We start from the raw sequence: 25,410 nt of genomic DNA on the forward strand, positions 1-25,410 counted from the left end.
GATGAAAGGATTCGACAGCAAGTTTCAGGACTTCCCCGATTACATTCTGTCCATCACCAAAGAGATTTGGGAAGACAGAGGGATTGCGACGCTAGAGCATTACTACTCACCCGATATTATCGTTCGCACACCTGCCAGCATTTCAGTGGGAAATGAAGGGGTCATTGCTGCCACCTTATCGACATTGCATGAATTTCCAGACAGGCAACTGCTGGGGGAAGACGTGATATGGAGTGGTACGCCTGAAACGGGCATGTTGTCTTCCCATCGGATCCTGTCCACCGCGACACATTTAGGAGACGGTATTTTCGGTAACGCCACAGGCGCACCACTCAAGTACCGAGTGATCGCCGATTGTCACGCCATCAACAATCAGATCAATGACGAATGGCTGATTCGGGATCTGGGTGCCATCGTTAAGCAGATGGGCTGGGACCCAAAGCAATACGCTCTCACTCAGATTGAAAATGAGGGAGGGTCACAAGCGTGCACAGTGCCCTTTACTCCGGCACAAGACAAGAAAGGACCGTACCAAGGCACAGGAAACGACAACGCCTACGGCAAACAGTACGCCGATGTGCTCAAGCGCATTATGAATGCTGATATTGCCTGCATTCGAAATGAATACGATCGCGCTTGTACGGGGGAATACCCATGTGGTGAAACCATCCACTCTTGGGCTGGGATTGAAGCCTTCTGGCAAGGGTTACGAGCCAGCTTCCCGAACGCAGAATTTACCATAGAACACCAAATTGGACGCGAAGATCCAATGATGCCACCGAGAGCCGCCATTCGGTTCTCATTGCAAGGAAAGCATGATGGGTGGGGGCGATTTGGCGCACCAACAGGAGCTGATGTTTATGTCATGGCAGTCGCTCATGTCGAGTTTGGCCCTTGGGGCATTCGACGCGAGTTTGTTGTATTTGACGAGACCTCCGTCTGGAAACAAATCGCTCTGCATACAGGGTAACTCAGTCTAGTGAGTTGCAGGATCGGGATTGGGTGTTCAAGCCGCTCAACCCGATGAATTTCGCTTATTACTGACATGACGGACGCAAGGCAGCTTAGTACTTGTCCGCGTGTTGGAATCCAAAGGAGATAACGAGAATGGAAAGCCCACAATGGGTGCGATTTGGGGAACTCAAACCCTGTCGCACGGCATTTATTGATGCTCATACACCCGGTTCATCACAAAAAGAAAACTTCACGATTATTGGCGGGGGAGTCTCGGAGAGCCCTGACCAGCATGTACATATTACTGCCACGCCGGGCTTCAATATTGGAGCAGCAGGTCAACCGCCAAAGTGCTTTAACTCATTGCATTATCACCACACGGCAGAAGTCTTTTTCGTGTTGAAAGGTCGCTGGCGTTTCTTCTGGGGGCACGATGGTAAAGCCGGAGAAGTGACTTTATCGGAAGGCGACATCTTCAATATCCCAACGCACGTTTTCCGCGGTTTTGAAAACGTAGGGACCGATTACGGTATGATCATGTCCATTCTGGGTGGCGATGATGCTGGCGGTGGCGTTGTATGGGCACCTCAGGTGTTAAGAGATGCAGTCGCGCATGGTTTAAAACTGAGTGAAACCGGCAGGCTTTACGACACCAAAAAAGGAGAGAACCTCCCTGAAGGCGTGAAAGAGATGCCTGTGCTGACTCAAGAAGAACTTGACCAGATTGGTCAGCCAAGTGTTAGCGAAGTTGTCCCGAAATACGTGGCACGCTACCTCGACATGATGGCTCTGGCAAACGATAAGCCATGCAGTGTGATCGGTGAAAATGCCCTTATCGTCGATAAGCCGGGTTTTGAAGTCGATTTCTTTAACCACAATACGCCGCAAGCAGAGTCGTATCACGCAGAGCAGGATCAGGTTTTGATGGTGATGTACGGTCATTGGCAAGTTCAGTGGGGGCAAGACGCCGTCATTTTAAATCCGGGTGACACCATCTGGATGCCTGCTGGTAGTGACTACTCACTTTCGGTGACTGCGTCTGGCGACGCAAGTTTGTACCGAATCAGCAAGACACTCGATAGTGCCGGACCAACATGGACTCCCAAACGATGAATACGCCGCTGGTATTGCTGCCTGGCATGATGTGCGACGAGCGGTTGTTTGATGCTCAGGTGGCGGAGTTCAGCTCTGAACGACAGGTTATTGTTTTGCCTGTAACGCAAGCTTACAGCATGCAAGAACTGGCGGAGAAGGTGCTTGAAAAAGCGCCTTCCACTTTTGCGCTGGCGGGATTGTCGATGGGTGGCATCGTTGCCATGGAAGTCTTCAGGCAGCAGCCCAAACGCATTGAGCGTCTGGCGCTACTAGACACGAATCCCCGGGCAGAGCTGGACGAAGTGAAGCAAGGGCGAGCAAGGCAGCTGGATCGCGTTGCAAAAGGCGAGATGCTGAATGTTATGAGTGAGGAGATGATCCCAAGATATTGCCACCGAGATTTCCCTAATCCCAGTATCGATAAACTTTGCCTGGATATGGCAAATGGGTTGGGGGACGAAGTGTTTGTTCGTCAGTCGCTGGCGTTGCGGGAGCGCCCTGATCAGCAACAAACGCTGGCCACCGTCACTCAGCCGACCCTGATTCTGGCTGGGGAAGACGATCAGCTCTGCCCGTTAGACAGACACGAATGCATGAAAGCGCTAATTCCTCATGCCACACTTACCCTGATCCCCAAAGCGGGACACCTGACAACTTTAGAGCAACCGGAGGCGACAAACGCCGCTTTGCGCGCGTGGTTAGAATCATGAACGAGTCTTTATTAAAGCTACTACAACGTGTAGATACGCCCACGGTGTGCAATGCCATCGAAGTGGCGCAGGGTAAACGCGGATTCGACCGCTTTACCAAGCAGACCATGCTGATTTCAGACACTAGGTGCGGGGCAATGGTGGGTTACGCGAAAACAGCCCAAATTGCTGCGCTAGAACCAGCTCAGGAATCCGCTGATGTGATTCGGGAAAGGCGCATGGCGTATTATCGTTATATGTCGGAGTCCCCATTCCCTTCTGTCGCTGTACTAGAGGATATCGATTTCCCCAATGCGATTGGTGCTTATTGGGGAGAGCTGAACACCAATATTCATAAAGGGTTTGGGATGAGTGGTGTGGTCACAAACGGTGTGATGCGCGATCTGGATGACCTGCCGGAAAATTTCCCTGTGCTCGCGGGTTCTATTGGTCCAAGCCATGGGTTTGTGCACGTAAAAACCATCGATCAGCCTGTCAATGTGATGGGGTTAAATGTGGAACCGGGCGAGCTGATTCATGCGGATCGCCACGGCGCACTGGTGATTCCAAATGAGGTTTTACCTAGCTTAGAAACCGCGATCACCACCTTGCTGGCTAACGAGCAAATCGTTTTGAAAGCCACTAAACAGGACAACTTCGATTTTGAAGCGTTTGAAAAAGCATGGGCAGAGTTTGAGCGAGTTCGGACTTAATAACCCCCGCCTCAGACGTTAGATAGAGTATGTGAAAGTTTTATCTTTTCTCCGTAAATGACCGCTCAGTAACTTTCTGAGAGGTTCTCCAATGAGACAATGTGACTTGGTTTTTACAGGTCGCATTGTTTAAGTTGGAGGGGCTATGATTTCACATTTCATTTTTTACGTACTGGATCAGGAAGCAAGCACCCGATTTTACGAACGTGTTCTCCTGTCCAGCCCAGTGATCAACGTTCCGGGTATGACTGAGTTTCAGTTAGATCAGGGTTCGAAACTTGGATTGATGCCTTATGAGGGGATAAGCCGACTGCTAGGTCCTCACCTTACTTCACCCGATCAGGCATGCGACAATCCAAATTCCGAGTTGTATCTGATTGTGGATGACCCATTTGAATACCATCAACGCAGCTTAAAGCACGGAGCGACAGAACTCAGCCCTGTTCAAGAAAGGGATTGGGGGGCTCTGGTTGGATACAGCAAGGATATAGATGGTCACATTCTGGCTTTCGCAAAACCAAGCTAGTACTGAGAAAGAAATCAAGATGTTGAGTCAGGCTGCTATCCTTATAAGAATCTGTTGACCTTACCCCTAGGGTAAGGTTTAGAGTCGGGATGCGATTGACTTAAAGGTGCGCTATGAACAGACGATTAAAAACAACCTGGATTACAATGCTCAGCATTGTTGCCTTGTTGTTTTCAGGGTTTGTCACCAGTGCCCCTGTTATGATGATGACAATGGCGGAACATCAGATTGAAAGTAATGTTTCTCCCTGTCATGCCAGTTCCTCTCTTATGGCAGATAACCCATCTGCTCACAAATCGCATTCCCCAGACAGACCCATCCATTCATTGATGGTGGATAGCGGCAAAAACAACGCGTCAGACGCTTGTTCTTCCGCATCCCATGAAGGACATACCTGTTGTGCCGCTGTGTGTGGTGTCACTTTTGTGCCTTTGCTTACTCGTAGCGCGATGAATGTGGCAGATTTTGCCCTTGCCCCAATCGCTTCCATCACTATCGGTGATGCACTTTCTCGCACTCAATCCCTTTTCCGACCCCCAATCACTGAATCCATTTTCTGATTTCACCGCTTCTGAATGAAGCCCGATTTATTGGCGCATTGCGCCCAGATTTTGGATATACACAGTGACAATACAATTTAGAAAGCTCTCACTGGTTGTCGGTGTAAGCTTGGCTGCAACGCCTTTATGGGTGGGTGCTTCCGAGTCTTCATCGATAACGCCCAAGCAAGCTGGATCGACTCAAGTGGCACGTTATGAACCCTTGATGCAATTGATTCATGCCGCCATAGAACAAGACGCTGCCAGAAAGCAGTTCTACGCTCAGTCCGTTGCCATGCGCGAGATGGGCGTGGCCAGCGCCACCTTGATGGACCCAAAAGTCAAAGTCGGATTTGGCGGTTTGCCCATCGACAGTTTTCAGTTCGATCAAGACCCGATGACCAATCTGTCGGTCGGGGTCATGCAGCAATTTGAGCGCGGTTCAACCCTAGAGCTCAACCAGAAAAAAGCCAATCAGCAGGCGCAGGGAGTGAACCTTAAGGTCGAAGCCAGAGAGCTGGACATTGCCAACAGCATGACCACCCTTTGGTTAGAGCTTGGGTATCAGCAGTTAACGGAGCAAATCCTAAGAGAGAAAAAACGCCTGATGACGGAGCTGGAAAGCTTTGTCAAAACCAACTATTCCAACGGGAAAAGCGAAGCGCAGGACTGGTTAGATGCCCAGCTTCAAGTCGCTAAGCTGGATGAAAAACTTGAAGCCAATCAGCAAATGCAGCGTCGCCTGATGGCTCAGATGTCCGAGTGGCTGGGTGCAGACTGGCTAGACAGTTTCGCTTCTTCGCAGCGTAAACTGGAGGCGTCTAACCAGCGCAATTGGCTGAAACTGGAGCGGGTACTTGCTTCAACGCCTGACGCCACCAGACATTACACCGCGCTGCGATTGCACCCAATGGTGAAAATGGCAGACAGCCAGATTCAGGTCAGTAAAACGCAGGTGGACATTGCCGAACAGGCGTACACGCCACAGTTTGGCATTGAGGTGATGTACGCCCACAGACAAGCTAACAACATGCGCGGCGAGCCAGCATCGGATCTGGTCAGTGCGTACCTCACATTAGACATTCCTCTGTTTACGGAAAACCGACAGGACAAAAACAAGTCTGCCGCTCAATATCAGGTGGGAGCGGCGCAGCTTCAAAGAGACACCTTACTTCAGCAAATGAACGCCAAGGTGAACACCCTTCTGAGTGACCGAATCAATCTGCAACAGCGATTGGCGCGTTACCAGTCTTCCCTTATGCCTCAAATCAACGCGCGGATTCGTGCGGTAGAACGGGGTTATCAGAACAATACCGCCCAGTTCAGCGATGTGATTGCCGCCTCTAACGATGAGCTGGCACTCCAACTTGAACAGCAACGGTTGCTGACTGACCTGAATGTCGTCAACAGCAATCTCGCGGCTCTGCTCGGCGCCTTTGAGTTTCAGGTCAACTCGCCTGATCTCGCGCACACCTATCGCTCAATTCAATAAGGGAAACAACAAATGAAAACAATGCAAGTTGCCACCGTTGCACTTTTGGTAGGCGGAGCCCTGGGGTATGGGGTGAATCACTACGTCGCAGGTGAAAACCACAGTATGGGTGCTGTTGCCAGCCCTGCAGACAGCTCCAATGAACCTTTGTACTGGGTTGCACCTATGGATCCGAATTACCAACGAGACAAACCGGGGAAATCACCAATGGGAATGGACCTTGTTCCCGTTTACGCAGAAGACTTGAATGGCGATAACGATCAGCCGGGCACGGTCAAGATTGATCCATCGGTCGAAAACAATCTCGGGGTGAAAACCGCCTCGGTCAGTCGCGAGCCGTTGGCACCGAAAATCAACACCGTGGGTTACATCGCCTTTGATGAAAGCCAACTCTGGCAAACCAATGTGCGTGTTGCCGGTTGGGTAGAAAAGCTGTTCATCAACGCCGTGGGGGAGAAAGTCAACGAGGGAGACGTACTGTTCACCCTGTATTCGCCTGAGCTGGTTAAAGCACAGGAAGAACTGATCAGCGCTTACCAGACCGGGAGAAAGGGCTTGGTGAAAGGGGCGACCGAACGCCTGTTGACGCTGGGTGTTGATCGTAGCCAGATCCGAACCATCACCCGCCGCGGTCGAGCGTCGCAAACCATCGAAATCAAAGCACCTGCGGATGGCGTGATAGCCAGTCTAAACATTCGAGAGGGTGGGTATTTATCGCCTTCTCAGGCGGTGATCAGTGCCGGACCGCTCGACAACGTGTGGGTCGATGCTGAAGTGTTTGAGCGTCAGGCACACTGGGTGAGCACAGGCAGCAACGCCAAGATGACCCTGGATTCTGTTCCGGGCAGTGAGTGGCAGGGTGAGGTGGATTACATCTACCCGATTCTTGACCCTAAAACCCGTACGCTTCGTGTCCGACTGAAATTTCCCAACCCTCATGGGGATTTGAAGCCCAACATGTTCGCCAATATCACCTTACAACCCGTCAGTGAAGAATCAGTGCTTACGATTCCTAAATCGTCGGTGATTCGCTCTGGTGGCATGACCCGAGTGGTGCTTGCCGAAGGAGAAGGGAAATATCGCTCCGCCCGTATTCAGGTAGGGCGTGAAGCGGGTGAAAAAGTGGAAGTGCTGCAAGGGCTGAAGCCGGAAGACCGAATCGTTACCTCTGCTCATTTCATGCTGGATTCTGAATCGAGCCAGACCGCCGATCTGGCGCGCATCAACGGAGTGGAGGCAGATGCCGAGACCGTCTGGGCGAAAGGGGAAATCACCGATGTCATGGAAGGACACCGGATGCTGACCATCAATCATCAGCCTGTACCTGAGTGGAACTGGCCAGGCATGGTGATGAATTTCACCTTTGCTGAAAACGTGGAAATGAAAGGGCTTGGCAAAGGACAAGCCATCGACTTTGAAATGCAGAAAACCGAGTCCGGTCAATATGAAATTGTGGACTACAAAGTGGGGGAAAGCGTTCTGGCGAGTGAAGTCTGGTTAACCGGAGACGTCACTCTATTGATGGCAGATTTCGGGATGATCACCTTAAGCCATTCACCCGTTGCCGAGTGGAATTGGGAAGCAGGAGAGATGAATTTCACGGTTGAGGAAGGCATTGATCTTACCGAATTTCAGGAAGCCCAAAAGGTTCGATTTCTAGTCGAAAAGCAAGGAAGCGAATATCGACTTAAACAAATAGAAGCTGAGGGCTGAGTATGATAAATGCAATCATTCGCTGGTCCATTAGCAACCGATTCTTGGTGCTGATTTCTACCTTAGCTCTGGTGCTTGGTGGGCTTTACAGCGTGAAAAACACGCCTGTGGATGCGATTCCGGATTTGTCAGATGTACAGGTGATCATCAAAACCAGTTACCCCGGTCAGGCACCTCAAGTGGTCGAAGATCAGGTGACTTATCCGCTGACAACCGCCATGTTAGCGGTGCCCGGAGCCGAAACTGTGCGCGGTTACTCCTTCTTTGGAGATTCGTACGTTTACATCATCTTCAATGACGATACCGACATGTACTGGGCACGTTCGCGGGTGTTGGAGTACCTCAGTCAAGTTGCCCCTAATTTGCCTGCGAATGCAAAGCCAACGTTGGGACCAGACGCCACGGGAGTCGGTTGGGTTTACAGTTACGTGCTGCAAGATAAAACCGGTCAGCACGATCTGGCTCAACTACGCAGCCTGCAAGACTGGTTCTTGAAATACGAGCTGCAAACGGTCGATGGCGTATCGGAAGTTGCTACTGTGGGCGGCATGGTCAAGCAGTACCAAATCCAGATAGACCCTGCCAAATTGCGGGCTTACAACCTGACGTTGCAGCAAGTGAATATGGCGATTCAAAACGGCAATCAGGAAACTGGCGCGTCGGTGATTGAAGTAGCAGAAGCCGAACACATGGTACGTACCACGGGTTATCTGAGCAGCATTGAAGACATTCAGTCGCTGCCGTTAAAGGTAACCGAAAAAGGCACGCCACTGCTGCTTGGCGATGTGGCAGACATCAACCTCGGACCCCAAATGCGTCGGGGCATTTCTGAGTTCAATGGCGAAGGGGAAGCCGTAGGCGGTGTGATCGTGATGCGCTTTGGCGAGAACGCCAGTGAGGTGATTGCCAAAGTCAAAACTAAGCTGACCGAGTTACAACGCAGTTTGCCTGAGGGCGTTGAGATTGTGGCGACGTACGATCGCTCTACTCTGATCAACGCGGCCGTGGAAAACCTTTGGAAGAAGCTGGCGGAAGAGTTCATCGTGGTGGCGATTGTCTGTGCCCTGTTCCTGTTCCACATCCGTTCTTCTTTGGTTATCGCGCTGAGTTTACCCGTTGGGATACTGGCTGCATTTATGGTCATGCATTGGCAGGGTATCAACGCCAACATCATGTCGCTTGGGGGAATCGCGATCGCCATTGGTGCCATGGTGGATGGGGCCATCGTCATGATCGAGAACGTGCACAAGCACATTGAGCGTACACCCCTGACCGATAAGAACCGCTGGCAGGTGATTGGTAAAGCGGCGGAGGAGGTGGGCGCGCCACTGTTTTTCTCGCTACTCATCATCACATTGAGCTTCGTTCCCGTGTTCGCTTTAGAAGGGCAGGAAGGGAAAATGTTCTCACCCCTCGCGTTCACCAAAACTTACGCCATGGCAGCCTCGGCTGGGCTGGCGATTACGCTGGTGCCAGTGCTTATGGGCTATTTCATTCGCGGAAAGGTACTGCCCGAGCACCGCAATCCGGTCAATAAAGGGCTGGTGGCGCTCTACAAACCGCTGCTGAGTGTCAGCCTGCGTTTTCCTAAAACCATGATCGTCTTAGCTCTTGCGCTGATGGCTTCTGCCTATTACCCAACCAGCAAATTGGGCAGCGAGTTCATCCCACCACTGGATGAAGGCGATTTGATGTACATGCCGACGACCTATCCCGGCATTTCAATTGGTAAAGCGCGTGAAATCTTGCAGCAGACCAACAAGCTGATCAAAACCGTACCTGAGGTGCACACCGTGTGGGGCAAGATTGGGCGTGCCGAAACCGCTACCGATCCCGCACCGCTGACGATGATCGAAACCGTTATTCAGCTTAAGCCCAAATCGGAATGGCGAGCAGGGGTGACATCTGAATCTTTGCGGAAAGAGTTCGATAATCTGGTTCAGTTCCCCGGCTTAACCAACGCTTGGGTTATGCCGATCAAAACCCGCATCGACATGCTGGCAACGGGCATCAAAACCCCGATTGGTATCAAGATAGCGGGTCCTGATCTTAAGGTGATTGAAACCATAGGTGCAGAGCTCGAACCGATTCTGAATGGCATTAACGGCACCGCTTCCGTCTACGCTGAACGCGTAGCGGGTGGACGCTATGTCACCATCGACATCAAGCGCCGCTCGGCTGCCCGATATGGTTTGAGCATTAAAGACGTTCAGCAAGTGATCTCGACGGCGGTCGGGGGCATGAACGTAGGCGAAACCATCGAAGGGCTCGAGCGCTATCCGATCAACGTTCGATACCCACAGGAGTATCGTAATTCTGTGGTGATGTTGGAAAACCTGCCTTTGGTGACACCAAACGGTGCGCGTATTGCCCTCGCTGATGTCGCTGACATTCGTTATGAAGACGGTCCCCCGATGATCAAAACGGAAAACGCTCGTCCGAACGGCTGGGTGTTCGTCGATATCGAAGGTCGTGATCTGGGCTCTTATGTGGCCGAAGCGCAGAAAGTTGTGGCTAGCGAGTTGTTACTTCCTGCCGGATATTCGCTGGCTTGGTCGGGGCAGTACGAATACATGGAGAGAGCGAAAGAGCGCTTAAGTGTCGTCGTACCGATCACCATTGCCATCATTATGCTGCTGCTCTATTTCAGCTTCCGACGTATCGGTGAGGTGTTGATCATCATGCTGACGTTGCCACTCGCCATGGTTGGCGGTTTATGGCTGATGCACTACCTCGGCTACAACTTCTCCATTGCGGTTGGGGTCGGGTTTATCGCTTTGGCAGGTGTGGCGGTTGAGATTGGGGTCATCATGCTGGTCTACCTCAATCAAGCGTGGCATTACAAAAAGCTGGATGCAGCAGAAACAGACACCGCATTGACGAAAGACGACCTGACCAACGCCATTCGTGAAGGGGCAGGGCTACGTGTTCGCCCAGTCATGATGACGGTTCTTACGGTGATTATTGGTTTGATACCAATCATGTACGGTGATGGTACGGGTTCTGAGGTAATGCAGCGCATTGCTGCCCCTATGATCGGTGGTATGGCGTCGGCACTGTTACTGACTTTGTTGGTGCTCCCTGCCATTTTCAAATTGTGGAAACAGCGCGAAGTGCGCGAGTAACTCTAGATCAGGGTTACCCGCTGGTTGACCCTGAATTCAAATTCAAAAAAAGAAGGATATTCAGATGAAAAAATCAATCATTGCACTGATTCTCGGTATGGCAACAACGGGCGTCTTCGCTCAAGGAATGGACCACTCTAAGATGGATCATTCCAAAATGGATCACAGCAAGATGGACCACTCCAATATGATGAACATGGAAGGCATGTCGGATGTAGGGATGCCCGCCAAAGGCGCGAAGCCAGACAAGGTAGTACACGTTATTTTGAGCGACGACATGACCATCAAGTTTAAGAAAGAGGTGGATATCGAGCCTAATGATGTGGTTCAGTTTGTGGTGATCAACACTGGAAAGATCGACCATGAGTTTGCGATTGGTTCACTTGCAGAGCAGGAAAAGCATCGCGCCATGATGAAAGAGCAAGGCGCACATGCTCACGATACGGGTAGTGCTGTGACGGTTAAGCCCGGCAAAGCGAAACAATTGACGTGGCACTTTCATGGTGACACCAATGTCGAGTTTGCCTGCAACATTGCTGGGCACTACGAAGCAGGCATGGTGAAGTCGATTCAAATCTAAGTAGAATTCATAGCTCATTGAGATTGAAACTCGGGCGGTATTCGTATCGTCCGAGTTTTTCTAATTTACATTGTAAATTCTTCCGATATTTAGAGGCTGTTTAGTTTGGTTTCCTTAGACTCTTGCAACACATCAGGGAGGAGAAATCACAATGTATATTGGAGAGTTATCGAAAAAGACCGGAGTCAGCGTTAAAGCGATTCGACATTACGAAGACATTGCGTTGATAAAATCGCCCCAACGCGATGGCAAATACCGAGTTTACGACGACAGTTATATTCAAGTGCTAGGCATGATCAAAACTGCAAAGGGGTTAGGGTTTACTTTGGAGGAGCTTCGAACCATCGCGAAAGCCAAAACCCAGGAAGGCTTGGTGCCGATGGACTTACTGAAAGCCGAACTGCAAAAAAAGCGCACCGATATTCTTGTCAAAAAAGCGGAGTTGGAAAAAAGACTCGAAGAAATGGATGAGCTGGAAATCAGCGTTCAACATTACAATCAGTGTCTATTGGAAAATATTAATCAATAATTTTTGGTAAATAGGTGTTGACTCTCCCCTATACGGGAGACTTTAGGATGAAGACCTCAACAGACAAAACAGAGGTCAACATTATGAAAACGGCATTCATCACAGGCGCAACATCTGGTATTGGTTTCGAATTTGCAAAGTCTCTTTCTGAACAAGGCTACGCACTGATCGTTCACGGACGCAACCCTCAGAAATTGGCAGAACTCGAACGCCAAATTGAAGGCGTCACCCAAACCATTTGTGCTGACCTGTCCGATCCGTCTACGCATGCTCAAGTGATTCAACAGCTAGAAGCTTATTCCAACTCCATCGACGTTGCCATTAATAATGCAGGTTACGGACTGTATGGTGCGCATATCGAGCACACGTCGGCACAAATACAGCAAATGGTGTCGGTCAACGTGTTAGCGCTGACTTCCTTAAGTGAGTACTTTGCCAGACGAATGGAAAAACAAGGCAAAGGATACCTAATGAATGTGGCGTCCACCGCTGCTTACCAACCACAGCCTTATATGGCAGCGTATGCCGCCAGCAAAGCGTATGTCGCCAGTTTTACTGAAGCCTTAGCCGTAGAAATGAAAGGCAAAGATGTGAATATCACTTGTTTGTCACCGGGGCGAACAGATACAGGCTTCTTTACTTTCGATGGCAAAGACGAGTCGAGCTCTGGCACGGGGACATTTGCGGCAAAATACCGAGTCAGCCCAGCAAAAGTCGCACAGAAAGGGTTAGATGCTTTGTTCAAGGAGCGTTTTAGAGAAATTCCGTTTCTAGACAATAAGTTCTACGTCTTCTTGAATCGAATTCTGTCTAAAGATGGGATGCTGAAAATGTACAGCAGCGCGATGAAGAATGTATAAAATCAAAGCTATTTGATGCCACTGTTTATGAGTATATTGGAGAGGATGGAAACGGTTTTACTCAAGTTTCCCTTCCTTCCTCTAATTCAGGAGTTTGAAGCAGTATGGAAAAATTAAGTTGCGCGCTTGTCCCTTTTTCGGAAGATGATTTTGAGCATCTGACTGATTGGATAGTGTCAGAAGAGCTTACTTACCTTTGGGCTGGTCCCACTTTTCAGTATCCGCTTACTCATGAACAATTACGCAAGCACTGCCAGCAACCAGAAGTGATCCCTTTCTTGATCAAATATGATGATCAGGCAGCCGGTTTTGTTGAACTCAACCGACAATCAGAAACGCACTGCCGCATATGTTTGGTGTTTGTTTCGGATTCGTTCCGCGGCAAAGGCATTTCAAAAACTATCCTGACAACGCTTGCCGATGTGGCTAAACATGATTACGGCTGTAACAAACTCAGCCTTGCAGTATTCAGCCATAACCAAAGGGCAAAAAAGGTGTATCAGTCGCTAGGGTTTAAAACCGTTTCGATTGAAAAAGAAGCCATGCACTTCAAAGAAAATGTCTGGGATCTAGAACGAATGGAAAGGCTATTATAGTATTGTTTTCTTTAAACTATTGGCGAGTTTATGAGTATTAAAACCTTTGAAGAAGCACCGACCCCTGAAGAGTTTGTAGCCATGAGGATTACTGCGGGTTTATCTGCAAAGTCACTGGAAGCAGCGAAAATTGGTTTACCCAATTCACTCTATGCGGTCTCGATTAGAGACGAAGGCAAACTTATTGGTATGGGGCGAGTCGTCGGCGATGGGGCATGCAACTTTGAAGTGGTAGACGTTGCGGTCGACCCAAGCTATCAAGGTAAAGGGCTAGGCAAACAAATCATGCAGTACATTGATGCGTACATCGCTTCTGTGGCGCTTGAAGGTTCTTATGTTTCGATGATTGCCGACGAGCCGGAATTCTACCAGAAGTTAGGCTACAAGTTGGTGTCACCAAGAAGCCATGGAATGACCAAGAAATTTGCTCCTAAACACTCCTAGTATTTACACCGTACGCAAAGGACAGTAATGACAGTTAAGTTTGCCCCTTCCCGCGATCGAGATTACGCCGAAGATCTCACAAAAACCAATATGGCTCCTTACTACCAAAAACGCGGGATTGATTGGAGCCATGAGTTGTTTATGAAAAGCTGGGAAGAGTACGACAACTTTGAAGTAATTAGCGAAGACCTGCGAGTCGGAGTTGTACGATTTACCTACGAAGAAAACATTACTTACCTTCGAGACTTTCAGCTGTCTTCTGAATTTCAAGGCAAAGGAATTGGGTCTGAAAGCCTGAAGTTGGCACTGGCGCATGCAATGCAGCGTGGCTCATCTGAAATTCGTCTTCGTGTATTCAGCGAAAACCCTGCTGTATCTTTGTATCGAAAACACGGATTTGTTCTTGCGTCAGAAGAAAATGCGTTGATAACGATGAGCTTAAAATTTGATTAGGATTTCAATTGATACGAAAAGCCACAAAGACGGATATTCACGCAATTGCGATTTTGATTCATAATGCATGGCAGAAAGATCTGATAGAACTGGTTTCTCCAAGCGTAACCAGTTTATTTACCATTGATTGGTTTGCTTCAAAATTGCAGAAAGACTTAGAGCGAGAGTCAGCGTTTTCAAAGGTTTTCGAGCGAGATGGTTCCATTGTTGGGTACGCAGCAGGCAGATACAGTGAAGAAGACGATGTCGCTGAACTGACGGGCTTATATGTTTGCCCGAGCGCCCAAAATCAGGGAATTGGAAGCGTACTGATTCAAGATGCAAAGTCGTATTTTAGCGATAAGAATAAGAACGCTATGATGGTTTGGACTCTGCTAGGCGCAAAAAATAATGCCTTCTATGCCCGGCATAACCCAGTTCGGCAGGAAGAGCGAGACATAACGATATCTAAGTTTAGCTATCGCGGTATTGGTTATGTTTACGCTCTGGATGAACCTTCAAGCCTTCTTTAAACCAAAAAGCCAGTGACAACATCACTGGCTTTATTGATTACCTGAACCCTGAATCGGTTAGACTTTAGCGACTTTCTTTGGCCAAGGGTCGTCGAATTCTCCGCCGTTTTTCCACAGTTCCAGTTCTTCATCCGTTAAGAAGCAGCGATTTAACGCTTCGATAAAGGTATCGGCTTCATCACTTTGACCAATCACGGTCAGTCGGCATCGGCGATCACCAAACCGACTTTCAACGGCATCGATTTTCTCCTGTAGAATGGCTCTCTGTTCTGGAGTGAAGTCTTGTGATTCATCATGAATAACCGATTCACGCCAGAAGCCCACTACCTCAAGCCCAACGTTTCCGTTTGCCTGACTCCACAGCAAGGACACATCATCTCGGGTAGGCATCCAGAAAAAGCCTTTGCTGCGAAAAACTCCTTTAGTCAGGTAGCTGTGGCAGGTCTGCCAAAGGCGAACAGGGTGGAAAGGTCGGTCGTCTTTGATGACCTTGGCAACAATTTTTTGGTCGTGCTTTCCTGCTAGTGTGAGCGGAGCATTGACCTGATCTCTCAGCTCTGCGGATAGCTGTTCGACCAGGAAGAAATTGTAGTTTTCAATGTCTCTGAACTGCTCAATCCCAACGTTACCCCATGAGGTTTGTATGATATTGGCGTAAGGGTTGAGTGGATGCAGTGCCTGTGCAATGCGTTTAACCGAATCCGTTTCCAGCTTATCGGTTTTGGTTAGGAAAACGCGGTTAGAAAACATGATCTGCTCAACCAGAAGGTTTTCCAAACCACGGATGCCTTTTTGCAGGTTTTCCTGCCAAGTTGGGATTAAATCTTCCGCGTGGTCGTAATCGTCCCTTAACCACGTAGAGTCAACAAGAGTGATCACACCTTTCAACGAGTAGGCGTGCTGTTGGCGTTTAAAATATTCGACCAGAGGCAAAGGGTGGCTACTACCTGAAGTTTCAATAAGAATCCACGGTGGCTGTTTCTTCTTCACGAGTTTGGTGAGTGCTTTATGGAGTTTTTTAACACCTTCCGGGCTACTTACACTATCTCCGCTGATGGTCATAAAATTGCCGTTGTTTTCATTAACAACGTCGGTGTTCATGATCAGCACGCCATCGACGTCCAGCTCACTCATGTCATTTACCACCACCGATGGAACACTGTCGGCATCCTGAGTCTGAGCCAGAACGCTACGTAAAACGGTGGTTTTTCCCGACCCGAGAAAACCGTGCAAAATAGTGACAGGGATGGTAGCCATGAACGTAAACCTTTATTTGAACAGATGCTTAACGAGCATCAAATCTGAATTGGTTGACGTTATAACATAACAAGATGAGTTTGTAAGTTTTATCGGTTAAGAGAGCGAAATCTACCGAAAAGCGATGGAGACCTGTCCACCGCCTTTGGTTCATGAACTGCTCGCTGGTATATTTGCTAACCTAATTGGGTTGCGCATTGAATTTGCCAAATCCGTCAGACGACGACATCTACCCGAGTTTCAACTCTATTGTTATTTTCGACGAATTCCATAGAGACGCTGTCTGCTTCGCTCTTAGACATTCGGCGGAAAATGCTATCAGCTTGGTTTCGGGAATCACCTGCGATGTAAAACTGGGTAGTCAAAAGCTCTCGATCCCCATCAAACACTTTTACATGAATGTGTGGGGTACGCCCTGGGTAAACGGTAGGCTTGATGGTTCGAAAGCGATAGTTGCCTTCTTCATCTGTAACATCGTGCCCAAACCCTTGAAATCCAGAATCGTAAGTGACATTTCTATCGTCGCCTGTGTGTAGATATTTTCCATTCACATCGCATTGCCAGATTTCAATTCTATGTCCGGTTAAAGGCAGACCCGCTTTAGAAAGAATTTTCCCTTTTAGATGAATGATCTCACCGCCGGCTTGTTCAACGGCTCCAGCCACTTTCACCAGATCATTGTCGATATCAGGAAAACGCATCGACGTTTCCGGATAGAAAGGACCTTCTGTGGCGCTAGGAGTGAACACTGCTGCGATAGAACTGCGTGAATACATGGGTAATGCTGCGAGCGCCGCTATGCCTTTTACAATACCTCTTCGGCTTACTGATTTCATAGATAGAGAGCTTCCTTGTAGTTATGATTTTTCTTATGACAGTGTTAGGAAAATATAGTTGAGGCTCCCAACTCCCAACATGTCATCTCATCAATCTGACATTAAAGAAGGCTCAATGTTTCAGTGAATGAATGGTTATTGATTAATATGTTAGTAATGAGCTTGTGGTGATTTAAAATATCTAGTTGAATTAATGAAGATTTTATCTTCTTAACTATTTTGAGTTTTTGGGGTTATTTTTCGATAAATGGAGTGCTTAATCGCCTAAATCAGATGAAGAGTTATTCGGGAGCCTATCCAGCTCCCGAATGTTTGAGTTCACCCACTTAGACGTCTTCGACTGGCTCATTCTCGTACGCATTATGAAGTAATGCCGATAGCTCGTTAGATTGAGGAAATTTGTGTGATGAGATTTCGCTGACGCTGATTCCGGGTGTCCACGAATTCATTACCGCCGCTCCTTTCAATTCTGAAAGGTCTTCAGGGGGCACGGGATCTGTTCGATGTGGGATGTCTAGTTTGGTTAACTGTCTTTGTACCATTGCCATCATTGTGCCTTTCAGCATATCGGCTTTTGGCCAGACGATGGATTCACCATCCCAAAAAGCCATATTCCATATAGTTCCTTCGCTTATGCGGTTATTGTTATCAATGAATACCGCATCATCAAAACCTTGTCTTATTGCCTGATGCAGATAGTAGGTTTTGCCTATCTCGCCGACGTGTTTGATGTTCGCCAGCGGTCTTTGGTGATGGATCGCTGCGAGTTTCAGAGGAGCGTCTGGACCGTTAGATGGCGCACTAGTGCGAATCAGTACTCTCGGTTCAATGTTCATACTTGCTGATGTAAATTCCCCCTCGGGCGAATAGATCGTCACAGTAAGCGAAAGATCTGCAGGACCTTTTTCTAGCGCTGTACGGACGTAAGAACGCACTATCTCATCTGGTACCGTCTTTCCAAAAAGCGTCACTGAAGCATTTCTCAATCGCTCCAAATGCAAGTCCATACCCTTTATTTTTCTGTCTCGAACCTGAAGTGCGGTGAAGTGAGCAAAGCCAGAAAATGCAAGGCGACATATTTCTGAATTGGGAATGAGTTCCCCATTTAATAGGGTTTGTTCTGTGTAGATATCACTGTTCATTTTGATGGCTCCAAATTGAAAAAGGTACGCGGAGCCAATACTATAAACCCTCACACTGCTGTCAGAGTCAAGAGGAAAAATGAAGATAGGCGAGCTATCTAAGCAATCAGGAGTGAGTATTCGGATGTTGCGTTATTACGAGCAGCAAGGGTTGTTAAAGCCCAAACGCACACCAAGCGGATACAGAGATTTTGATAGTGGAGAAATCCGTACTCTGGAGCGAATAAAACTTCTGAGCGCAGCGGGAATGAAGCTGACGACCATGCTGGAATTCTTACCTTGCTTAAGAGGTGACAGACCCGTTCTGGAACCGTGTGATGAGCTGAGAAATCTTTTGCATGAACAGATTCGTGTCGCAAATGAACAAGTGGCTAAAATCGCTGAAAGCCGAAAAATACTCGAAAACTTTTTAAGAGAGATAGAAGAGAATTGAGTAACAGATAGCAAGATCAAAAACGCCCGATGAAACTCATTGGGCGTTTTAATTTTCATCCATCAACCCTTTTTAAAATGGGTGATGACGTAATAATTGCTTAGTTCAGGTCAGCAAAGATCGCTTCTGCGTTAACCACACCACCTGAAATCGACAGGGTGCTGAATGGAACCAGAACTTCTGGCGAAGACGGTTTCTTAACCAATAGCCCTGGGTATGCAGTGGAATGTTTCATCAACAGTCTTTTCAGCTGTGTTGCTGATAAGTCTGGGTATCGAGACCAGACCAGAGCCGCGACACCAGAAACGACTGGAGCTGCCATACTTGTGCCACTGTAAGCGGCGTAAGTGTTGTCTGGTGTAGTCGAAAGCACTCGGTATCCCGGTGCGAAGATATCAACGCTCTTTTGACCGAAGCTACTGAAGAAAGTCACCAGATTTTCATCCGCTGCTTTATCGGAAGCACCGACATCCATCCACGTTGGGATTGGGTGACCTCCGTAGTGAACCGCGTAACGGTTCGGGTAGCTTGGTTTGATGTCATTATCGTTGCGGCTGTTACCAGCGGAATGAACAATCAGTACATCTCGGCTTGCTGCATAACGGAAGGCTTCATCCACAATGTATTTGTGAGGTGAGTAGCTCTTACCAAAGCTCATGTTGATTATTTTTGCACCGTTATCAACGGCATAACGTACCGCGTTAGCGATGTCTTTATCGCGCTCATCACCGTTTGGAACCATGCGCACAGCCATGATCTGAGCGTAGTCAGCCACACCGTCGATGCCTACGCCATTGTTACGTTCGGCAGCAATGATGCCAGCAACGTGTGTACCGTGTCTGCCAACTGGTCCTTTCACATCATTATTACCGTAACCTCTTTCCCAAGGGTTTCTTGGGTTGTCCATCACGATGTCTCTGCGTGGATCAAAGTCTAAGTTGTAGTGGTAGTTGATGGATTCCTGGTAGCGGCTTACGCGTGACTCCAGGTATTCAAATGAACGCCATTTTTCAAATACAACCAGCAGACCTTGTGCAGCGGCAACGACAGTAGCATCTGAATGAGTCAGTAGTGGCTGAAGCCCTTCCTTAGAAAAATCGGTGTGGTCTACGACAGCTAAAATTTCTGCTTTGTACTGGTTTGCCTGCTCAGTAGCCAGAACAACCTGATCCAATGCATTTTGGTAGTAAGCCACCGACTCTAGGTAATCCGCTTCTACGCCTTCATAGTAAGCGCGTTTTTTCGGCGAGATCCAATATCCCTTTTCTTTCAGCTTGAGGTACTTTTTGTACTCGCGCGTCACCTCTAAGGTATCTTGTTCCATATTGACGCCAAACGCGTTACCCAGATAGTTCCATCCGTGAATATCGTCGATGTAACCGTTGCCGTCGTCATCAATACCATTGTGTGGAATTTCGTCTTCGTTCGTCCAAAGCTTGTTTTTCAGGTCTTCATGGTCGGTATCCACACCTGAATCCAGAACCGCGACAATGATCGGCTGTGGCTGAAGTGGTGGAAGAAGGTGGTCGTATACAAAATCGACACCAGAACCCTGAATCGCTGAATAGTTTGGAGAAGCGTTGAACCAGTCGCCGCGGTGTTCTGTCGGGTCGCTCAGTGTTCTGAGAACACTTAACACCGGTTTAACTGACTGAGGAGAGTGATCCTCAACGATGGTGCCTTTTACATCTTTTATGAAAGGAGAGTTGATAGGGTCTCCTTCGACATTTGCATAAGCTGAAAAACTGGTACAAGCAGTTATCGCCACTGCAAGAGCGGAAAGTGTATATCCTTTATTCATTGTGTTGCATCCTTTTATCATTATGTGCTCAAAAAGCGACCTGAAGATAAAATGAATACAGTTGAATATCATTCTCATAATTTATAAAGTGAGTAATTGATTCCATAAAGCAATGTATTGCATATTAAAATATGCATATAAGTTTGAAATGAATGGAAAATAGGGAAGGGAATTCGCCGTTTTTTAGCTAAAAATTCTCTGTCTTTCTACTGGTGAAACAAACAAAAAAGGAGGCTACGCCTCCCATATTGTTATTTAAATTCAGTCGATTAAAGTGTTTTTTAATATCGATAAGACCACAGATATTTTTCCTAAACGAATGCACTTTGAGAGTACTTTCTGATTTCTCCAAGCGCATAAGCAATGATCTCGTTATGCTCCAGAGATGGAGAGAAGAATACGCAAATGTTGTAGTTAATTGTACTGGCTACCTCAAAACAGTCGATCTTAGAAATATGTCCTAGTTGGCAAAAAGGTGTCGCCAGCTCATCAGGCAAAGCTGCCCAGCCATTGTGCTTAAGTAGCTCTATGACGACGTCGTTATTGCTGACTATGCTTGAGTTTGGAGAAACTTTAGCTCCCTGCAGCCCAGTATCAGAGTGATTTTCTAATATGTACTGCTTTTCAATTTGAAGGTCTGTGATTCTTACATCAGAACGTTTTGTTAACGGGCTGTCCGCACCAACATAAATGGACAAAGGAACCCGTCCCAGATTGATAAAATTCACTTCTTTGTCTGGACGAACCATCATTTTTATCGGCATTAATGCAAGGTGTGCCTGTCCATTTATCAAGTCTTCCATCGCTTCTTGACGACTTCGGTGTAACCAATTGAGTTGGGTTTGTGGGTACTGTTGGCGAATGTTTCTCTCTATATGGGCAATTAGAGAAGAGGGTATCATTGCGTCGTGATAGATATTGAGGAAGAGTATCTCCTGATCAAAGGAGTTCAGTGCCGCTTTTTCGAATTCCTCTATTTGTCGGGAAATGGCTGCACCTCTGGGGTAAAGTTGTTTAGCCGCGTTTGTCGGGACTGCGCTGCGTCCCTCAATGTTAAAAAGATCAACCCCGATACTGTCTTCAAGAATCGTCACATGCTCACGTACTGTCGAGCGATCTCTTCCGATACGCCTCGCTGCAGCGCTGTAAGAACCACATTCATATACCGCGCAAAAGCTCACTATCTGATCTCGTGTAAACATTGCCTATATTCAATTTATGGATGGGAAAGCCCAACAAAAGTGGTTATATCATAGTTTATTTGAGCGGTATATTGAACATATAGCAAATGAGCTAACAAACAATTTCCTTAAGTGAGGTGCTTATGTTCAAGTTTAACAAGGTTTCTTTTGCCGTTTTGATGTCTGCATGTGTGGGTTTTTCTAGCGTTGCGGTGGCTAATGATTACAAGGTTATTGAAGGTGTTATTTATGGGCAGGGTGACGTTACGCTAAACGGTGAAGTGCAACCAAGAGATCTATGGATGGACGTGTATCTACCTGAAAATGTTCAGGCTGAACCGACTGAGGCTATTTTTATGACTTTTGGTGGTGCATACCATAGAGGTCACCCGCACAACCCTTATTTAATGGAAGGCGCTCAAACGACTTCAATGAAAGAGTATTGTGAGACGTTCGTAAAACGTGGTCATGCCTGCTTTACCATTGACTATCGAGTGGCTCCGGAACAACCAGTCCCAACTCGTGAAGGATACAGTGAAGACATGCTGAATATGGATGCCGTCCCCAACATGCAAGGTCAGGTGAACATTGTTCGCTCTCTTATGGAGCTGCCAGCACTCGACTTCAACAATCAAGCTGATGTAGAGATACTCGAAAATACCGTACTCTCAGCGGCAGAAGACTTGCGTAGCGCCGTTCGTTTCGTGAAAGACAACGCCAGTGAATACAACATTGACCCAGATAAAATTGTGTTAGGTGGCTTTTCTGCAGGGGCAATTACCAGCCTAAATGTTGGGCATGGTATGCAGGAACCTGTAGCGGGCGTGATGATGTTAGGTACAGCAGAGATTGGGTTCGATATTAAGAAAACCGTCAAAGATGGAGAAGAAGTGAGCCCAATTCTGATGTTTCAGGGTCAGTACGATTTGCCAGCGACCTTCATTGGTACTCCGGATCTTTTAGAGCATTACAATAATGTGGGTGTTGACTATTCCTACTCATGGATCCCCGGCGCAAGCCATTTCTATCCTGCTGGCTCGGTGGCTTTGTCCGGTGATGGTTTGCGTAAGCCAATAGAGCAGCGGATGGTCGAGTTTATCGAACGTGTCACTCAATAAGAAATAGAAAAATCATAGAATCTAATGCAAAGCACTCTCAATAGAGAGTGCTTTTTTATATCGATTAAAGCACTTTCTTAATAGCTGCTTCCGCGCATGCTACATCTAGGTGACCACCCGGAGCACCACCTACACCAATCGCACCAATGATTTGATCATTCACTTTGAGTGGAATGCCACCTGCAAGCAACAACAGGTTGTCATCCATGTCTTTGAGTGGTTGCAAAATTGGTTTTTCAGAGATGGTCTTCATCAAGTTTGCGGTAGGCTGCTTCATGCTTACTGCCGTAAACGCTTTTTTACGTGAGCTTTCCAGCGTGTGAGTCCCGGCGTTATCTGCACGCAGTTGAGCTACTACACGGCCGGCGGTATCAACCACAGTGGTACTTACTCGGTAGCCTTGGGAATGGCATTGGTTTACAGATTCTAGTGCTAACTGAAATGCGGTTTGTGAAGCAATATTAGCGACATTCACGGTCTTGTTTTCAGATGCGGAAACATTGGTGCTCATCAGACCGGTAACAGCAAACGCAGCAGCAAATAAGGTGTGTTTCATTGTCATGGGTATCTCCTTGTTATTGGATGTCTGTTTTGATGGAGCCATCTTAAATAAGGTCGAATTACCGAATACTTTCACCAACATTACAAACTGGTAATGTTCAATTTATCCGCAGAAAAGCTGTTAAAATTTGACCTGTAGGACAAGTAAAAAGGAAATCTGTGTGAGAGTGTTGCTCATTGAAGACGACAGCTTTATTGCTGACTTTGTCATTCAGGGTTTGGAACAAGAAGGCTACAGCGTGACCCATACTGCCAATGGTTTGGATGGTGTACATCTGGCGAAGAGTGAGCCGTTCGATATTCTGATTCTCGATATCATGTTGCCGGGCAAAGATGGGTTTCAGATCCTCTCTGAATTGCGCGGGGAAGGGCATTCGATCCCGGTGATTATCCTTAGCGCAAAGCACTCGGTGGAAGAGAGAGTACAGGGAATCAAATGTGGTGCGGATGACTATCTTGTTAAGCCATTTGCATTCAGTGAATTGCTGGTACGCTGCCAGGCATTGCTACGACGAATGTCGGTTTCTTCAACGCCAAATGCCACCTTAAAATACCTGGATGTAGAACTGAACCCACTGAAACGAGAACTGGCTCGGGGCGGTAAAACCATCGCACTCAACCAGCGGGAATACGCGTTGGCTTATCTGCTTCTTCAGAACCCGGAAGTAGTGCTCTCGAAAACCAGCATTTTGGAATCGGTCTGGGGTTATCAGTTTGATCCGCAAACCAATGTGGTCGACGTGTTGGTGTGCCGACTTCGCGCCAAGCTAGACAAAGGCTTTGACCAGTCGCTGATTCATACTATTCGGGGAGTGGGTTATGTCCTCAAAACAGAATATTGAGTTGGCACTTCAACAAGCTAAAAAGCAGCTGCTTTCCCAGTTTATGGCTCTGCTGTTTGGCGGTTTAGTGGTGATCTTATTGCTGATTGGCATTGTGTTTTTCTTCGATTCCTACAAAGAAGAAAAGAAATACCTCCACAGTCTTTCCACTGAATATCAGCGCATACTGACCTACGAATCCGATGAAAAGCTGATCCACGTTATCGAATCCAATCAGCAGCGTTTGTTTGAAAATCATATTTCGGTCTACCTATCAGATAAATCTGGTGTGCTCAGCTACTTTGCGGGGGATGAGTTTCCTGTCATGGGGCTGGATGAAGCGATAATGGATTGGGGCGATCAGGGATTTTTCTATTTCCTTTCGCAGCCGCATCTGGCTATTCAACTGCAAGGAAAGACGCATGTCTTTAGGCTGGTTGTGGATTTGGATTCCCGCTATGCGTCTGCGTTCAAAAACTGGTTGATTACCTGCCTGTCTGTGGTGTTACTTTCGCTCATCACTGCGGTGTTGGTTCATCGGTTGTTATCAAAAACACTGCTGCCCCTGTCTCATCTGGCAGAAGACATTCAGCGTCTGGATGAAGGCCATCTAAATGAAATTTCTCAAACTCAGGTTTCGCAAGCCAGTGACGGTTTTGCTCTGCTTTATAGCAGTGTCCACAATATGCTGGGTAAGCTGACAACCTGTATCACCACGTTAGACAGAACGTTAGATGCCATTGCACACGATCTCCGCACGCCACTCACCCGCATTCACCTGACGGCAGAAAAAGCCTTGTCGCTGCCAGCTCAAAATCATTCTCCAGAACACCTTTCTAAAGCCAATTCGGATTTAACTCAGGCGTTAAGTGACTGCGCAGAAAACTCTACTCAAGCCAACAATCTGCTCACCGCTTTGATGAAACTGAATGACGAGCTGACAGGCAAGAAACCTACGAGATTAGAAAAGATAGACCCGAATGTAATGATGAGCCGAGTCGCGGGCTGGTACGAAGACATTGCAGAGGTAAATGGTATTCACCTGAATCTGGAACTGGCAGACAGCCACTTTGTGGAAGCCGATGCTTACAAGCTGACTCAGATTATTGTCAATATGTTAGACAATGCATTGAAATATACGCCAGAAGGTGGCTCAGTGACTCTTTCCACCTCAGTTCACCAAGGTGATTACCAGATTGCTATCAAAGACACGGGTATTGGTATTGATCCCGAATACCATGAGCTGATTTTCAAGCGCCTGTTTCGGGTGGATGAAAGCCGTAATTTAACGCCCGGGTATGGGTTAGGGTTGTCGCTGACCAAGGCGATGGTAGACAGCATTAACGGTTCAATCTCGGTTGAATCTACATTGGGGCAGGGCAGTTGTTTTAAGGTTGGATTGAAGAAGGTAATGGCGTAAAAAAGCCAGTGGTCATCCAC

At 47.7% G+C, this 25,410-nt stretch carries 26 protein-coding genes; 20 read left to right on the forward strand and 6 right to left on the reverse strand.

Features of this window, described 5'->3' with window-relative positions; all coding sequences use genetic code 11:
* Window position 1: 1 nt before the first annotated feature.
* The 16 genes from QMG91_RS19475 to QMG91_RS19550 all read left to right on the forward strand — a co-directional run bounded on the left by QMG91_RS19475 (window position 2) and on the right by QMG91_RS19550 (window position 14,820).
* Complete coding sequence (locus tag QMG91_RS19475) at window positions 2-970, forward strand: nuclear transport factor 2 family protein (protein ID WP_281832677.1); 969 nt, start codon at window positions 2-4, stop codon at window positions 968-970.
* Window positions 971-1,107: 137 nt separating this feature from the next.
* The gene (locus QMG91_RS19480; RefSeq protein WP_281831552.1) at window positions 1,108-2,067 is read left to right on the forward strand and encodes a cupin domain-containing protein; all 960 of its coding nucleotides are present in this window, start codon (window positions 1,108-1,110) and stop codon (window positions 2,065-2,067) included.
* Window positions 2,064-2,759, forward strand: a complete 696-nt coding sequence (locus QMG91_RS19485; protein ID WP_281831553.1) for an alpha/beta fold hydrolase — start codon at window positions 2,064-2,066, stop codon at window positions 2,757-2,759. The genes QMG91_RS19480 and QMG91_RS19485 overlap by 4 nt, the downstream gene beginning before the upstream one ends.
* Window positions 2,756-3,451, forward strand: a complete 696-nt coding sequence (locus QMG91_RS19490; RefSeq protein WP_281831554.1) for an RraA family protein — start codon at window positions 2,756-2,758, stop codon at window positions 3,449-3,451. Before QMG91_RS19485 ends, QMG91_RS19490 begins: the two co-directional genes overlap by 4 nt.
* 145 nt (window positions 3,452-3,596) lie before the next feature.
* The gene (locus QMG91_RS19495; RefSeq protein ID WP_281831555.1) at window positions 3,597-3,977 is read left to right on the forward strand and encodes a VOC family protein; all 381 of its coding nucleotides are present in this window, start codon (window positions 3,597-3,599) and stop codon (window positions 3,975-3,977) included.
* Between the two features lie 113 nt (window positions 3,978-4,090).
* Window positions 4,091-4,537 carry a hypothetical protein gene (locus QMG91_RS19500; RefSeq protein ID WP_281831556.1) on the forward strand — a complete coding sequence of 149 codons (447 nt, stop codon included), beginning with the start codon at window positions 4,091-4,093 and terminating at the stop codon, window positions 4,535-4,537.
* Between the two features lie 154 nt (window positions 4,538-4,691).
* Window positions 4,692-6,008 (forward strand): TolC family protein, encoded by a 1,317-nt coding sequence (locus QMG91_RS19505; RefSeq protein WP_409351281.1) that lies wholly within the window; start codon window positions 4,692-4,694, stop codon window positions 6,006-6,008.
* A gap of 12 nt (window positions 6,009-6,020) precedes the next feature.
* Window positions 6,021-7,721 (forward strand): efflux RND transporter periplasmic adaptor subunit, encoded by a 1,701-nt coding sequence (locus QMG91_RS19510; RefSeq protein ID WP_281831559.1) that lies wholly within the window; start codon window positions 6,021-6,023, stop codon window positions 7,719-7,721.
* Between the two features lie 2 nt (window positions 7,722-7,723).
* On the forward strand, window positions 7,724-10,846 hold the full coding sequence (locus tag QMG91_RS19515; protein ID WP_281831561.1) for an efflux RND transporter permease subunit: 3,123 nt from the start codon (window positions 7,724-7,726) through the stop codon (window positions 10,844-10,846).
* 64 nt (window positions 10,847-10,910) lie between these two features.
* Window positions 10,911-11,426 (forward strand): copper-resistant cuproprotein CopI, encoded by a 516-nt coding sequence (gene copI, locus QMG91_RS19520; RefSeq protein ID WP_004403771.1) that lies wholly within the window; start codon window positions 10,911-10,913, stop codon window positions 11,424-11,426.
* Between the two features lie 151 nt (window positions 11,427-11,577).
* Window positions 11,578-11,955: a MerR family transcriptional regulator gene (locus QMG91_RS19525; RefSeq protein ID WP_281831563.1), complete on the forward strand. Its 378-nt coding sequence runs from the start codon at window positions 11,578-11,580 to the stop codon at window positions 11,953-11,955.
* Between the two features lie 47 nt (window positions 11,956-12,002).
* Window positions 12,003-12,815: an SDR family NAD(P)-dependent oxidoreductase gene (locus QMG91_RS19530; protein ID WP_281831565.1), complete on the forward strand. Its 813-nt coding sequence runs from the start codon at window positions 12,003-12,005 to the stop codon at window positions 12,813-12,815.
* Between the two features lie 104 nt (window positions 12,816-12,919).
* Entirely contained in the window at window positions 12,920-13,411 is a 492-nt protein-coding gene (locus QMG91_RS19535) for a GNAT family N-acetyltransferase (RefSeq protein ID WP_281831567.1), read from the forward strand.
* 30 nt (window positions 13,412-13,441) lie between these two features.
* Window positions 13,442-13,855, forward strand: coding sequence for a GNAT family N-acetyltransferase (locus tag QMG91_RS19540; protein ID WP_281831569.1), 414 nt, complete (start codon window positions 13,442-13,444; stop codon window positions 13,853-13,855).
* Between the two features lie 27 nt (window positions 13,856-13,882).
* Window positions 13,883-14,308: a GNAT family N-acetyltransferase gene (locus QMG91_RS19545; protein WP_345739843.1), complete on the forward strand. Its 426-nt coding sequence runs from the start codon at window positions 13,883-13,885 to the stop codon at window positions 14,306-14,308.
* 8 nt (window positions 14,309-14,316) lie between these two features.
* Window positions 14,317-14,820 carry a GNAT family N-acetyltransferase gene (locus QMG91_RS19550; RefSeq protein ID WP_281831570.1) on the forward strand — a complete coding sequence of 168 codons (504 nt, stop codon included), beginning with the start codon at window positions 14,317-14,319 and terminating at the stop codon, window positions 14,818-14,820.
* Between the two features lie 57 nt (window positions 14,821-14,877).
* Here the strand turns inward: QMG91_RS19550 and QMG91_RS19555 are convergent, their stop codons facing one another.
* The 3 genes from QMG91_RS19555 to QMG91_RS19565 all read right to left on the reverse strand — a co-directional run bounded on the left by QMG91_RS19555 (window position 14,878) and on the right by QMG91_RS19565 (window position 18,055).
* The gene (locus QMG91_RS19555; RefSeq protein ID WP_281831572.1) at window positions 14,878-16,077 is read right to left on the reverse strand and encodes a CobW family GTP-binding protein; all 1,200 of its coding nucleotides are present in this window, start codon (window positions 16,075-16,077) and stop codon (window positions 14,878-14,880) included.
* A gap of 215 nt (window positions 16,078-16,292) precedes the next feature.
* Window positions 16,293-16,913 (reverse strand): dioxygenase family protein, encoded by a 621-nt coding sequence (locus QMG91_RS19560; RefSeq protein ID WP_004398222.1) that lies wholly within the window; start codon window positions 16,911-16,913, stop codon window positions 16,293-16,295.
* Between the two features lie 326 nt (window positions 16,914-17,239).
* Complete coding sequence (locus QMG91_RS19565) at window positions 17,240-18,055, reverse strand: aminotransferase class IV family protein (RefSeq protein WP_281831575.1); 816 nt, start codon at window positions 18,053-18,055, stop codon at window positions 17,240-17,242.
* 79 nt (window positions 18,056-18,134) lie between these two features.
* On the opposite strand from QMG91_RS19565, the gene QMG91_RS19570 reads away from it, so the two are divergent.
* On the forward strand, window positions 18,135-18,488 hold the full coding sequence (locus QMG91_RS19570; protein WP_022610184.1) for a MerR family DNA-binding transcriptional regulator: 354 nt from the start codon (window positions 18,135-18,137) through the stop codon (window positions 18,486-18,488).
* Window positions 18,489-18,588: 100 nt separating this feature from the next.
* On the opposite strand, the gene QMG91_RS19575 is transcribed toward QMG91_RS19570, so the two are convergent.
* Entirely contained in the window at window positions 18,589-20,289 is a 1,701-nt protein-coding gene (locus QMG91_RS19575; protein ID WP_281831577.1) for a S8 family peptidase, read from the reverse strand.
* A 311-nt stretch (window positions 20,290-20,600) separates the two neighbouring features.
* Entirely contained in the window at window positions 20,601-21,491 is an 891-nt protein-coding gene (locus tag QMG91_RS19580) for a LysR family transcriptional regulator (protein WP_281831579.1), read from the reverse strand.
* Window positions 21,492-21,613: 122 nt separating this feature from the next.
* Here QMG91_RS19580 and QMG91_RS19585 point away from each other — a divergent pair, with 122 nt between their 5' ends.
* Complete coding sequence (locus tag QMG91_RS19585; RefSeq protein WP_004398217.1) at window positions 21,614-22,588, forward strand: alpha/beta hydrolase; 975 nt, start codon at window positions 21,614-21,616, stop codon at window positions 22,586-22,588.
* A gap of 64 nt (window positions 22,589-22,652) precedes the next feature.
* Here the strand turns inward: QMG91_RS19585 and QMG91_RS19590 are convergent, their stop codons facing one another.
* Window positions 22,653-23,150, reverse strand: a complete 498-nt coding sequence (locus QMG91_RS19590; protein WP_004398216.1) for a GlcG/HbpS family heme-binding protein — start codon at window positions 23,148-23,150, stop codon at window positions 22,653-22,655.
* A 160-nt stretch (window positions 23,151-23,310) separates the two neighbouring features.
* On the opposite strand from QMG91_RS19590, the gene QMG91_RS19595 reads away from it, so the two are divergent.
* Window positions 23,311-23,991 (forward strand): response regulator, encoded by a 681-nt coding sequence (locus QMG91_RS19595; protein WP_022595722.1) that lies wholly within the window; start codon window positions 23,311-23,313, stop codon window positions 23,989-23,991.
* A complete protein-coding gene (locus QMG91_RS19600) occupies window positions 23,969-25,390 on the forward strand; it encodes a sensor histidine kinase (protein WP_281831581.1) in 1,422 nt (473 codons plus the stop codon). Before QMG91_RS19595 ends, QMG91_RS19600 begins: the two co-directional genes overlap by 23 nt.
* Window positions 25,391-25,410 lie beyond the last annotated feature (20 nt).

The organism is Vibrio nigripulchritudo (assembly GCF_027924785.1).
Taxonomy (GTDB): domain Bacteria; phylum Pseudomonadota; class Gammaproteobacteria; order Enterobacterales; family Vibrionaceae; genus Vibrio; species Vibrio nigripulchritudo.